The sequence below is a fragment of the Streptomyces sp. NPDC006326 genome (genome assembly GCF_040612915.1).
Taxonomy (GTDB): domain Bacteria; phylum Actinomycetota; class Actinomycetes; order Streptomycetales; family Streptomycetaceae; genus Streptomyces.
Genome location: NZ_JBEXRC010000094.1, coordinates 1 through 11,266, shown reverse-complemented (window position 1 = coordinate 11,266; position 11,266 = coordinate 1). Strand labels below are relative to the sequence as shown.

The 11,266-nt window shown below is 74.6% G+C and carries 9 protein-coding genes and 1 riboswitch; of the genes, 7 read left to right on the top strand and 2 right to left on the bottom strand.

What is annotated here, in order from left to right; translation table 11 throughout:
- Window positions 1-694 precede the first annotated feature (694 nt).
- A complete protein-coding gene (locus tag ABZ128_RS35075; protein WP_356853900.1) occupies window positions 695-1,042 on the top strand; it encodes a DoxX family protein in 348 nt (115 codons plus the stop codon).
- A gap of 717 nt (window positions 1,043-1,759) precedes the next feature.
- Here ABZ128_RS35075 and ABZ128_RS35070 read toward each other — a convergent pair.
- The gene (locus ABZ128_RS35070; protein WP_356853901.1) at window positions 1,760-1,993 is read right to left on the bottom strand and encodes a ferredoxin; all 234 of its coding nucleotides are present in this window, start codon (window positions 1,991-1,993) and stop codon (window positions 1,760-1,762) included.
- The gene (locus ABZ128_RS35065) at window positions 1,993-3,456 is read right to left on the bottom strand and encodes an aldehyde dehydrogenase (protein WP_356853898.1); all 1,464 of its coding nucleotides are present in this window, start codon (window positions 3,454-3,456) and stop codon (window positions 1,993-1,995) included. The genes ABZ128_RS35070 and ABZ128_RS35065 overlap by 1 nt, the downstream gene beginning before the upstream one ends.
- A 257-nt stretch (window positions 3,457-3,713) precedes the next feature.
- Here ABZ128_RS35065 and ABZ128_RS35060 point away from each other — a divergent pair, with 257 nt between their 5' ends.
- From ABZ128_RS35060 to ABZ128_RS35035, 6 genes are all read left to right on the top strand, one after another.
- Window positions 3,714-4,751 carry an MBL fold metallo-hydrolase gene (locus ABZ128_RS35060; RefSeq protein WP_356853896.1) on the top strand — a complete coding sequence of 346 codons (1,038 nt, stop codon included), beginning with the start codon at window positions 3,714-3,716 and terminating at the stop codon, window positions 4,749-4,751.
- A gap of 126 nt (window positions 4,752-4,877) precedes the next feature.
- A riboswitch (cobalamin riboswitch) is annotated at window positions 4,878-4,956 on the top strand.
- A gap of 129 nt (window positions 4,957-5,085) precedes the next feature.
- Window positions 5,086-6,330, top strand: a complete 1,245-nt coding sequence (locus ABZ128_RS35055) for a prenyltransferase/squalene oxidase repeat-containing protein (protein ID WP_356853895.1) — start codon at window positions 5,086-5,088, stop codon at window positions 6,328-6,330.
- A complete protein-coding gene (locus ABZ128_RS35050; protein WP_356853893.1) occupies window positions 6,330-6,983 on the top strand; it encodes an SCO2322 family protein in 654 nt (217 codons plus the stop codon). The genes ABZ128_RS35055 and ABZ128_RS35050 overlap by 1 nt, the downstream gene beginning before the upstream one ends.
- Window positions 6,980-8,278 (top strand): energy-coupling factor transporter transmembrane protein EcfT, encoded by a 1,299-nt coding sequence (locus ABZ128_RS35045; protein WP_356853891.1) that lies wholly within the window; start codon window positions 6,980-6,982, stop codon window positions 8,276-8,278. Before ABZ128_RS35050 ends, ABZ128_RS35045 begins: the two co-directional genes overlap by 4 nt.
- Complete coding sequence (locus ABZ128_RS35040; protein ID WP_356853890.1) at window positions 8,275-10,059, top strand: ATP-binding cassette domain-containing protein; 1,785 nt, start codon at window positions 8,275-8,277, stop codon at window positions 10,057-10,059. Before ABZ128_RS35045 ends, ABZ128_RS35040 begins: the two co-directional genes overlap by 4 nt.
- The gene (locus tag ABZ128_RS35035; RefSeq protein ID WP_356853888.1) at window positions 10,056-10,853 is read left to right on the top strand and encodes an ECF transporter S component; all 798 of its coding nucleotides are present in this window, start codon (window positions 10,056-10,058) and stop codon (window positions 10,851-10,853) included. Before ABZ128_RS35040 ends, ABZ128_RS35035 begins: the two co-directional genes overlap by 4 nt.
- Window positions 10,854-11,266 lie beyond the last annotated feature (413 nt).

Below are 11,266 nucleotides of genomic sequence, written 5' to 3'. Positions count from 1 at the left end.
GCTCTCTTCGTTCGCGTCGCTTCGCGATGGCCTTCGGCCACCCTTGACTGCCCGGCCCGCCCCGGAAAGACAACAGACTGCCGGGAAGCCCCCGAAGGATGGCCGGGGGGTACGCGTTCCGGGACGGGCCCGTCGGCGATGGGCGGGCCGTTTCCCGCCGCCAGTTGCCCCTCCGCGGCCGATAGGCCCCTTTTCCGAGCCCCGGCCGGGTCAAGCCGCAGCCGACGCCAATGAGATGACCATCGGGGGCCGGCGAGGGCCACCATCGCCTCAAATCGCTACGCGCTCCTCCCGGCATAGCGTCCGCGGCCCGTCTGTGGCCGCTCATACGCGACAGATCGCTACACAGCCGGTCCCGGCATGGCGTCCGGCGGCCGTCCGGGGCCGGCAACGGGCATGCATGGAGGCAGTCGTGTGTCTGCGGCCGGCTTGTCATGGTTGGGGGATCGGTGGGTCGACAGGTCCGGTCTTGGCGGGGCGGGATGACTAAAAGCCTGGCATTTGACTGCTCAAGAGCCCGCCATGGGCTCGATGAGCCCTTGAAGGGGCGGTGGCGTAGGTCCAGGTTGCGGTCTGTGGGCTGTCGGAACGCGGCGGACGGAAGTTTTCCTTCTGGGAGCTGTCACACTCTCGCGGCGCGGCGGGTCAATCCGGTGAAGAGCACGACGCAACCGCTTGATGAGGAGCTCATCCGATGTCCACCACTGCCACTGTCGTCACGATCGTCGCCGCCGTCTTGGTGGGCTTCTCGGCCGTGTCGGTCTTTCTGCGTACGAAGTGGGTCGTGGAGCCGCTGGCCGACTACGGGGTTCCGCAGGGCTGGTGGAACTGGCTGGGTGCGGCCAAGGCCGCGGGAGCGGCCGGTCTTCTCGTCGGCCTGTTCGTCCCGGTGATCGGCCTGATCGCCGCCGTGTGCACGGTCTTGTACTTCACCGGTGCCGTCATCACCGTGATCCGCGCACGCTCCTACGCCCACGTGCCGTTCCCGATGATCTACGCAGCCCCCGTCGTCGCCGCGCTGGCCCTGGGCTATCCCGCCTGAGAGGCCACCAGGCCCGTCGTCTCGTCCCATCAACCCCAGATGCCGGCCGACCGCCCAACCGACACGCCCCGTGTTACCGACCTGTGGCGCCGTCCGCGCCCCAGACAGCCGCCGGTCGCCAACCACACAGCTCCTGGGGATCTCTGGAGGCATCTGACCAAGCCCAGACGGGCCGCGGACGCCATGCCGGGACCGGCTGTGTAGCGATCTGTCGCGTATATGAGCGGCCACAGACGGGCCGCGGACGCTATGCCGGGAGGAGCGCGTAGCGATTTGAGGCGATGGTGGCCCCGATCCGCCCCGATACCCATCTCATTGGCGTCGGCTGCGGCTTGACCCGGCCGTGGCTCGGAACAGGGGCCTATCGGCCCCGGATGGGGAACTGGCAGCCGGAACGGCCCGGGCATCGCTGACGGGCCCGCTCCGGACGTTGACCCCCCGGCCATTCCTCGGGGGCTTCCCGGCAGTCTTTGTCTTTCCGGGGCGGGCCGGGCAGTCAAGGGTGGCCGAAGGCCATCGCGAAGCGACGCGAACGAAGAGAGCGCCCTTGACGGCCCGGACCGACACGGAAGGACAACAGACTGCCGGGAAGCCCCCGGACCCTCTCCGATGCCGGGTGCGGGCATCCCGCCCCCACGCCCCCGCCCCGCCTACCGACCCCGACCCCGGGACTCCCGCCCCCCGAAGCCCCCCCCCCGCCCCGCCCCGCCCCCACCCCTACTCCTCCGGCGGGAACACCGCCTCCCCCGTCTGCGCCAGGGTGATCGTGATCGCTTCGACCGGGCAGCCCTCCGCCGCCGCGAGGACCGGCTCGTTGGCGTCCGTCTCCGGGTCGCGGGGGTGCGACTGGCGGGCCGAGTCCAGGGCGAAGCCCTGCGGGGCGTGGTTCACGCACATGCCCGAGCCGATGCAGACCCCGCGGTCCACCTCGACCACCCAGCGGTCCCCCATCACGCACCCGCCCCGTGGCCCGCCGGCAGGTGGATCATCTTGTGCTCCAGGTACTCGCTCAGCCCCTCCGGGCCGAACTCCCGCCCGACGCCGCTGTTCTTGTAGCCGCCGAAGGGCCCCAGCATGTCCAGGCTGAAGGTGTTCACGTTGTAGGTGCCCGTGCGCACCTGCCGGGCGAAGTCGATGCCGTGTTCGACGTCCCCCGTCCAGACGCTGCCGCTGAGGCCGAACTCCGAGTCGTTGGCCACCCGTACCGCCTCCGCCTCGTCCGCGTACGGGATCAGGCAGACCACCGGCCCGAAGATCTCCTCGCGGGCGATCCGCATCGAGTTGTCCACGTCCCCGAAGAGGGTGGGCTCCACGTACCAGCCCCGCTCCAGCCCCGCCGGGCGGCCGCCGCCCGCCAGGACCTTGGCACCCTCTTCCTGCCCGATCCGGATGTAGTCGAGCGAGCGCTGCTGCTGGCGCCGGGCCACCAGCGGCCCGAGCTGGGTCGCCGGGTCCAGCGGGTCGCCGACGACCAGGGCGCCGGCGGCCGCCGCGAGGGCCTCGGCCACCTCCTCGTACCGGCTGCGCGGTGCGAGGACGCGGGTCTGGGCCACGCACGCCTGCCCGTTGTTCATCCAGGCGGCGGGGACGATCCCGGCGACCGTGCTCTCCAGGTCGGCGTCGGGCAGGATGACGGCGGCGGATTTGCCGCCGAGTTCCAGCGTGACCCGGGTGAGGTTGCGCGCCGCGACCTCCATCACGCGCCTGCCCGCCGCGACCGAGCCGGTGAAGGCGACCTTGTCGACGCCCGGGTGGCCGACCAGGTACTCGCTGACCTCCCGGTCGGCGGGCAGGATCGACAGCACCCCCTCGGGCAGTCCGGCCTCGCGGGCGATGTCGGCGAGGATGTACGAGTCGAGCGGGGATTCCGGCGACGGCTTGAGGATCACGGTCGACCCCGTCAGCAGCGCGGGTGCCAGTTTGGCGGCGGCCACGAACTGCGGCACGTTCCACGGGATGACGGCCGCGACCACGCCCACCGGCTCCCGCCGCACCAGGATCGGCCCGAGCACGCCCTGGCGGTGCTCCTCGTACGGGTAGGCGCGCGCGACCTGGATCGCGGCGTCGTAGACCATCATCGGGCCGAGGGCCTGCGCGAGGACGCTCCAGGAGTACGGGGAGCCGTTCTGGGAGCTGATCGAGCGGGCGATCTCCTCGTGCCGGACGGCGATGGCGTCCTTGATCCGGGTGACGACGGCGATCCGCTCGTCGAGGGACATCCGCGGCCAGGGGCCCTCGTCGAAGGCCTTGCGCGCGACGGCGACGGCGCGGTCCACGTCCGCCTTCGAGGCGTGCGGGACGCTGCCGATGACCTGCTCGGTGTGGGGGGAGACGATCCGGATGGTGTCGGTGCCCAGCGGATCCGTCCACTCCCCGCCGATGAACAGGTGTCCGTGTTCCACGAGCTCGGTCATGGCTGCTGCCTCCTGCGGCTTGGCGTCCCAGAACTGATACCAGTTCTATTTCCAGGAGTCCACGGCCGGGACGCAACCGTCCGACTGATCCAACGACTGGTCAGGAAGCCGAGGAGGTGGTCGACTTGGGCGACCACTGCAACACGTTCTCGTTACAGTGGAGGCCGGGCGGCCCACGCCCGCGGCCATGCGCAGACAGGGAGCCCCTCATGCCAGCGGACCCATCAGCGGACCCATCACAGGCGACGCCCCATCCCGTGCCGCAGGTCACCGACCACGGCGGCGGCGTCCACGGCATCAAGGTGCCCATCCCGGACAACCCGCTGGGCCACACCCTCGTCCACGTCCTCGACACCGACCGCGGCCCGGTCCTCGTCGACACCGGCTGGGACGACCCCGAGTCCTGGGACACCCTCGTCGCCGGCCTCGCCGCGCTCGGCACCACCGTCGCCGACGTCCACGGCGTGGTCATCACCCACCACCACCCCGACCACCACGGCCTGTCCGGCCGGGTCCGGGAGGCCTCCGGCGCCTGGATCGCCATGCACGCGGCCGACACCGAGGTCGTCCTGCGGACCCGGTCCGCGCAGCCCGGCACCTGGTTCGACTACATGGGCGACAAGCTCGCCGCCGCAGGAGCCCCCGAGGAGCACATCGCCCCGCTGCGGGCCGCCCGCGCGGCCGGGCGGATGCGGACGCTGCCGGGACTGCGGGCCGCCGTCCCCGACCGGGAGATCGTCCCCGGCGAGCTGCTCCCCCTCGCCGGCCGCCGGCTCCGCGCGATCTGGACCCCCGGCCACACCCCCGGCCACGTCTGCCTGCACCTGGAGGAGGAGCACCCGGCGCAGCTGCCCGGGAACGGCCGCCTCTTCTCCGGCGACCACCTGCTGCCCGGGATCACCCCCCACATCGGCCTGTACGAGGATCCGGAGGACACCCGGGTCACCGATCCCCTCGGCGACTACCTCGACTCCCTCGAACGGATCGGCCGCCTCGGTCCGGCGGAGGTCCTCCCGGCCCACCAGCACCCCTTCACCGACGCCCCGGCCCGGGTCGCCGAGCTGCTGCGCCACCACGAGGAGCGGCTGACGGGGCTGTGGGAGCTGCTGGCCGAGCCGCTGACCCCGTGGGCCCTGGCGGAGCGGATGGAGTGGAACCGGCCCTGGGCGCAGATCCCGTACGGCTCCCGCAACATCGCCGTCTCGGAGGCTGAGGCGCATCTGCGGCGGCTGGTGAAACAGGGCCGGGCGGAGGCGGTCGCGGGCAGCGACCCGGTGGCGTACCGGGCGCTGTGAGACGGTGCAGCTCCGGCCCGCTGCGGGCCGCGGCGCGGGGCCCGGTAAGGGGCGCAGACCGGCGGCGCCCCGGGCAGGCAGGCTACGGGCCGGTAGAGTGAACCCGTCGTCCACCCTGCCGTACGGGGGGAAGCCGGTGCGAATCCGGCGCTGACCCGCAACCGTGACCCGCCCGCGCCGCCGGGACCGGGGAGCCGGATTGCCCCGTGCGGGAGGTGCGCGGCTCGTGCCGCCGGAGCCCCCGGCGGCCGGCACCGTCGAGGTAAACGGAGCCGGAGCCCGGTGCCTGAGCGTGCCTGCCTCCTGTTCCCCAGCAGGAGAGGCACCCGCCCCCATGAACGTCCGCCGCAGCGCCGCAGCGCTCGCCGCCTCCGCCGTGCTCTGCGTGGGCGCCGCTCCCGCAGCCCTCGCCGCGCCCTCCCCGTCCGCCTCCCCGGCACCGGTCGTGCCGTCCGGGCTGTTCGGCAAGAAGGACCCGACGTACGACGGCGTGTGGCGGCAGTCCTTCGCGCTGCTCGCCCAGCACACGGTCGGCGTGAAGCCCGCCCCGCAGGCCGTCGACTGGCTCGTCGGCCAGCAGTGCGCGAACGGCGGCTTCGCCTCCTTCCGCGCGGATGCGGGCGCGGCGTGCGACGCGACGACGGTGTTCGACACCAACGCCACCTCGGTGGCCGTGCAGGCGCTGAAGGCGCTGGGCGGTCACGACGCCGTGGTGAAGAAGGCCGTGGACTGGCTGAAGTCCGTCCAGAACGAGGACGGCGGCTGGGCCTTCGTCCCCGGCACCCCGAGCGAGGGCAACTCCACCTCGGTGGTCATCGGCGCGCTGGCCGTGGCCGGTGAGAAGCCGGCCGAGGTCAGGTCGAAGGCGGGCAAGTCCGCGTACGACGGCCTGCTGGCCTTCCAGCTGGGCTGCGCCGCCGAGCCGGCCGCCGACCGGGGCGCCTTCGGCTACCAGCCGGCCGACGGGAAGCTGCCCGCGAACGCCGACGCGACGGCCGCGGCCGTCCTGGCCGGACTCGGCAAGGGCGCGGTCGTCGACCCGGCCGGTACGGACACCCCCGCGACCCCGCTGACCTGCCCGGCGGGCGCCGCCGACCCGGTGGCCGCCGCCCAGGGCGCGGCCGGCCACCTGGCCGAGGCTCTGAAGAAGGACGGCCACCTCACCGCGGTCACCCCGGGTGCCGATCAGCCGACCGCGGACACCGGCAACACCGCCGACGCGGTGATCGCCCTGGCCGCGGCCGGGCACAAGCAGTCGGCGGCGGGCGCGCTGGAGTGGCTGAAGACGAACTCGGCGGACTGGGCCAAGGACAGCCCCGCGGCCCTCGGCACGCTGGTGCTGGCCGCGCACGCGACGGGCTCGGACCCGCGGTCCTTCGGCGGCACGGACCTGGTGTCGGCCCTCAACGCGACGGGCCCGGCCCCGCAGACGGCGCAGGCCGGGAACAAGGACGAGAAGAAGAAGGACGAGGGCGGCTCCGGCAGCCAGAACGTCTGGTGGATCGTCGGCGCGGGCGCGGCGGCCGGCATGGGCATCGGCGTCCTGCTGAGCGGCCGCCGGAAGAAGAACCAGCTCTGATGCGCGGCCGCCCGACGCTGCCGGCGCTCGCCGTCGGCATCCTCCTCACCCTTCTCGCCGCGTCCCCCGCTTCGGCGTCGAGCTACCGGTACTGGTCGTTCTGGGACGGCGCGGGCGGCCGCTGGCAGTACGCCACCCAGGGCCCCTCGTCGGCGCGCCCGGCGGACGGCTCGGTCCAGGGGTTCCGCTTCGCGGTGAGCAAGGACGCGGCGGCGGAGGCGGCGCAGCCGCGGGCGGCGGCCGACTTCGCGTCGGTCTGCGGGTCGACCCCCGCCGTGGAGGGCAGGAAGCGGGTGGCGCTGGTCGTCGACTTCGGTGTCGCGGCGGACGCGCCGGCGGGCGAAGCACCACCGCAGGAGGCACCGCGTACGGCCTGCGCCCAGCTGTCCCCGGACGCCACGGCGGCCGAGGCGCTGGCGCAGGTGGCGAAGCCGCTGCGGTACAACGGCGCGGCGCTGCTGTGCGGGATCTCGGGCTTCCCGAAGCAGGGCTGCGGCGAACCGATGGCGGAGGCCGCACCGCAGCCTGCGCAGCCGGCCGCCCCGAAGTCCTCGGACGGCGGCCCGTCGGCGGGCCTGCTGGCAGGGCTTGCGGCGGTGGCGGCCCTGGCCGCGGCCGCGGTCTGGCAGTCCCGCCGCCGCCGCACCCGATGACCCCGCCGGCCGACCCCGCCGGCCCCGCCGAAGGAGTCGCGGCTGCGCCGCCCGCCGGGACGGACGCCGCACCGGCGGACGCCGCGGCGCGGGCTCCGTCGGCTCGGCGGCCCGGTGGGACGGGCTCCGACGCCGCTCGGCGGGCCACGGCGGCCACCGGAACGGCCCGGGCCGGGACGCCGAGCCCGCGCAGCCGCAGGCACCTGGCTCCCGAGGCCCGACGCGGCAACGCCCTGCACGCGGGTGCGTGGTGGCTCTGGGCGCTCGGGCTGGCCACCGCCGCCTCCCGCACCACCAATCCGCTCCTGCTCGGCCTCCTCGTCGGCGTGGCCGGCTACGTCGTCGCCGCCCGCCGCACCACCGCCCCCTGGGCCCGCTCGTACGGCGCCTTCCTCAAGCTCGGCCTCTTCGTCATCGCCCTGCGCCTGCTCTTCTCCGCCGTCCTCGGCTCGCCCGTCCCCGGCGCGCACACCCTGCTCACCCTCCCCGAGGTCCCGCTGCCCGCCTGGGCGCAGGGCATCCGCCTCGGCGGCCGGGTCACCGCCGAGCAGCTCGTCTTCGCCTTCTACGACGGCGCCAAGCTGGCCACCCTGCTCGTCTGCATCGGCGCCGCGAACGCCCTCGCCAACCCGGCCCGGCTCCTCAAGTCGCTCCCGGCCGCCCTGTACGAGGCCGGGGTCGCCGTCGTCGTCGCCATGACCTTCGCGCCGAACATGGTCGCCGACGTGGCCCGCCTGCGCACCGCCCGCCGCCTGCGCGGCCGGCCCACCGGCGGCATCCGGGCCGTCGCGCAGATCGCCCTGCCGGTGCTCGAAGGCGCCCTGGAGCGTTCCGTGGCCGTGGCCGCCTCGATGGACGCCCGCGGCTACGGCCGTACGGCCGAGGTCCCGGCCGCCGTCCGCCACACCACCAACGTCCTCACCCTCGGCGGCCTGCTCGGCATGTGCGCGGGCACGTACGGCCTGCTCGCCGCCGAGGGCGCCGGATACGGGCTGCCCGTCCTGCTCCTCGGCCTGCTGCTCGCCCTCGCGGGCCTGCGCCTGGGCGGCCGGCGCAGCATCCGTACGCGGTACCGGCCCGACCGCTGGGGCCCGCGCGCCTGGCTGGTCGCCGGGTCGGGCGCCGCCGTGGCCGCCTCACTGGCCTGCGCCGGGGCCTTCGACCCGGAGGGCCTGCGCCCCGGCGTGGTCCCGCTCGTGGCGCCGACGCTGCCGCTGTGGCCCGCGGCCGCGATCCTGATCGGCCTGCTCCCCGCCTTCGTGGCACCCGTACCGCCCAAGGAGGCGTCGCAGTGATCCGCTTCGAGCAGGTGTCGGTGACCTACGACGGCGCCGCCGAGCCCGCCCTCCGGAACGTCGACCTGGTCGTTCCCGAGGGGGAGCTGACCTTGCTGGTCGGCCCGTCGGGGGTCGGCAAGTCGACGCTGCTGGGCGCGGTCAGCGGTCTGGTCCCGCATTTCACGGGCGGCACGCTGCACGGGCGCGTCACGGTCGCGGGCCGGGACACCCGCACCCACCCGCCGCGCGAGCTCGCCGACGTCGTCGGGACGGTGGGCCAGGACCCGCCGGCCCATTTCGTGACGGACGTGGTCGAGGACGAGCTGGCGTACGGGATGGAATCCCTCGGCCTGCCCCCGGCGGTCATGCGGCGCCGGGTCGAGGAGACCCTGGACCTGCTGGGGCTGAACGAGCTGCGCGACCGTCCGATCGCCTCCCTGTCCGGGGGGCAGCAGCAGCGGGTGGCGATCGGCTCGGTCCTGACCCCGCACCCGCGCGTCCTGGTGCTGGACGAGCCGACCTCGGCCCTCGACCCGGCGGCCGCCGAGGAGGTCCTGGCGGTCCTGCAGCGGCTGGTCCACGACCTGGGCACGACGGTGCTGATGGCCGAGCACCGCCTGGAACGGGTGGTCCAGTACGCCGACCGGGTGCTGCTGCTCCCGGGCCGGGGCGCCGCCCCCGTGCTGGGCCCGCCCGCGGAGGTGATGGCGCTCTCCCCGGTGCACCCGCCGGTGGTCTCGCTGGGCCGCCTCGCCGGCTGGTCCCCGCTCCCGCTGTCGATCCGCGACGCCCGCCGTCTGGCCGGCCCCCTGCGCTCCCGCCTGTCCGGGAACACCCCCGGCCCGCTCGCGCCGAGCCCCGCCCCGGCCGCCGTCGCGGCGCCCGACCCGGCCCCGCCGGCGATCCAGGCGCAGGAGCCCGGTTCCGGGAAGGGACAGGACGGGCAGGACAGCCCGCGCAACGGCGGCCCCCGCCCCGCCCTCTGGTCCCGGCTGCGCCGCACGCCCGCCGCTGCGCCCGCGGCCCGGCCCGCGCCGCCGACGGTGGCCGAGGCGAGGGGCCTGTCGGTGCGCCGTGCCCGCACGGAGGTCCTGCACGGCATCGACCTCACCGTCTCCCCCGGCGAGACCGTCGCCCTCATGGGCCGCAACGGCGCCGGCAAGTCCACCCTGCTCGCCGCCCTCATCGGCATGGCCGAGCCCGCCTCCGGCTCGGTCGTCGTCGGCGGCCGGGCCCCGCACCGGACGGCGCCGCGCGAGATGGTCCGGCGGGCCGGACTCGTCCCGCAGGAGCCACGCGACCTGCTCTACGCCGACACGGTGGCCGCGGAGTGCGAGGCCGCCGACGCCGACGCCGGCGCGGCTCCCGGCACCTGCCGGGACCTGGTCTCGGCCCTGCTGCCCGGTGTCCCCGACGACACCCACCCCCGCGACCTCTCGGAGGGACAGCGCCTCGCGCTGGCGCTGGCGCTGGTGCTGACCGGCCGGCCCGCCCTCCTCCTGCTGGACGAGCCGACCCGCGGGCTGGACTACGCCGCCAAGGCCCGCCTGGTCGAGGTGCTGCGGGAGCTCGCCGCGGAGGGCCACGCCATCGTCCTCGCCACCCACGACGTGGAGCTCGCCGCCGAGCTCGCCCACCGGGTCGTCATCCTTGCGGGAGGTGAGATCGTGGCGGACGGCCCGACGGCCGAGGTGGTGGTGTCCTCGCCCGCGTTCGCCCCCCAGGTGGCCAAGATCCTGGCCCCCGCGCCCTGGCTCACGGTGACGCAGGTCGCCCGCGCCGTGGAGGCCGCCCGATGAGGCCCGTCCGCATCGGCCCCCGGGCCGGCGCCGCGCTGCTCCTGGTCACCCTCATCGGCATCGCGGCGTTCGGCTGGCCCCTGCTCGCCGACAGCGGGTCGGGCCTGGCGCACTCCGAGGACGCCCCCTGGCTCTTCGCGGCCCTGCTCCCGCTGCTGGTCGCCGTCGTCGTCGCCACCCTCGCCGACCAGGGGATGGACGCCAAGGCCGTGGCGATGCTGGGGGTGCTCGCGGCGGTCGGCGCTGCCCTGCGGCCGCTGGGCGCGGGGACGGCCGGCCTGGAGCCCATGTTCTTCCTGATGGTGCTGAGCGGCCGGGTCCTCGGGCCGGGCTTCGGCTTCGTCCTCGGCTCGGTCACCATGTTCGCCTCCGCGCTGCTCACGGGCGGGGTCGGGCCGTGGATGCCGTTCCAGATGCTGGCGCTGGGCTGGTTCTCGCTGGGGGCCGGGCTGCTGCCGGGCGCAAAGCGGATCCGGGGCCGGGCGGAGCTGGCGATGCTGGCGGCGTACGGCTTCGCGGGCTCGTTCGCGTACGGCACGATCATGAACCTGCAGGGCTGGGTGACCTTGCAGGGCATGGGCCAGGGCATCTCCTTCCATCCGGGGGAGCCGGTCGCGGCGAACCTGGCGCGCTTCTTCGCGTACTGCCTGGCGACCTCACTGGGCTGGGACCTGGGCCGGGCCGCCCTGACCGTCGTACTGACGGCGACGCTCGGGGGGACGCTGCTGAAGGCGCTGCGGAGGGCGGTGCGGAAAGCGGCGTTCGAGGCGCCGGTTTCCTTCGGTTCGCGTTGATTGTGGCCGCGCACACACCCCATTTCGTGTAGCGAATGGCTGCATAAGGTGACAATTCGGGCATCCGGCGGTGACGCGCCCCACAGGACCCACGTCACATCCGACCGCGGATAGTAGGCCTCCCCGGCACCTCGCAGGCCCGGGGAAACCGGCCCCCACCTGCGCGGACGTCACTCCCCTCGGGTCCGGGCCGAAGGAGCCCGGCTGCGAAAGTGCCTAGTAAGAGGGGTCGTTGCCAGACCCGTCCGGGCCTGGCTAACTGGTGTTGTCGCCAGGGCGGCCGGGGTCTTCACCCCCCGCCCGACGAACCCCTCTCCACCGCGTGAGTGGCTCACGCATGTCCTCGACATGCCGGCGACCGCCTCTGTCCCCTTCGGAAGGTTCCCTCCGTGTCCAACGCCGTCATCCGTCGC

Bases quoted from the DNA above. Each gene is read 5' to 3' on its own strand.
- ABZ128_RS35075 (WP_356853900.1), top strand. From the start codon at position 695: ATGTCCACCACTGCCACTGTCGTCACGATCGTCGCCGCCGTCTTGGTG.
- ABZ128_RS35070 (WP_356853901.1), bottom strand. From the start codon at position 1,993: ATGGGGGACCGCTGGGTGGTCGAGGTGGACCGCGGGGTCTGCATCGGC.
- ABZ128_RS35065 (WP_356853898.1), bottom strand. From the start codon at position 3,456: ATGACCGAGCTCGTGGAACACGGACACCTGTTCATCGGCGGGGAGTGG.
- ABZ128_RS35055 (WP_356853895.1), top strand. From the start codon at position 5,086: ATGAACGTCCGCCGCAGCGCCGCAGCGCTCGCCGCCTCCGCCGTGCTC.
- ABZ128_RS35050 (WP_356853893.1), top strand. From the start codon at position 6,330: ATGCGCGGCCGCCCGACGCTGCCGGCGCTCGCCGTCGGCATCCTCCTC.
- ABZ128_RS35045 (WP_356853891.1), top strand. From the start codon at position 6,980: ATGACCCCGCCGGCCGACCCCGCCGGCCCCGCCGAAGGAGTCGCGGCT.
- ABZ128_RS35035 (WP_356853888.1), top strand. From the start codon at position 10,056: ATGAGGCCCGTCCGCATCGGCCCCCGGGCCGGCGCCGCGCTGCTCCTG.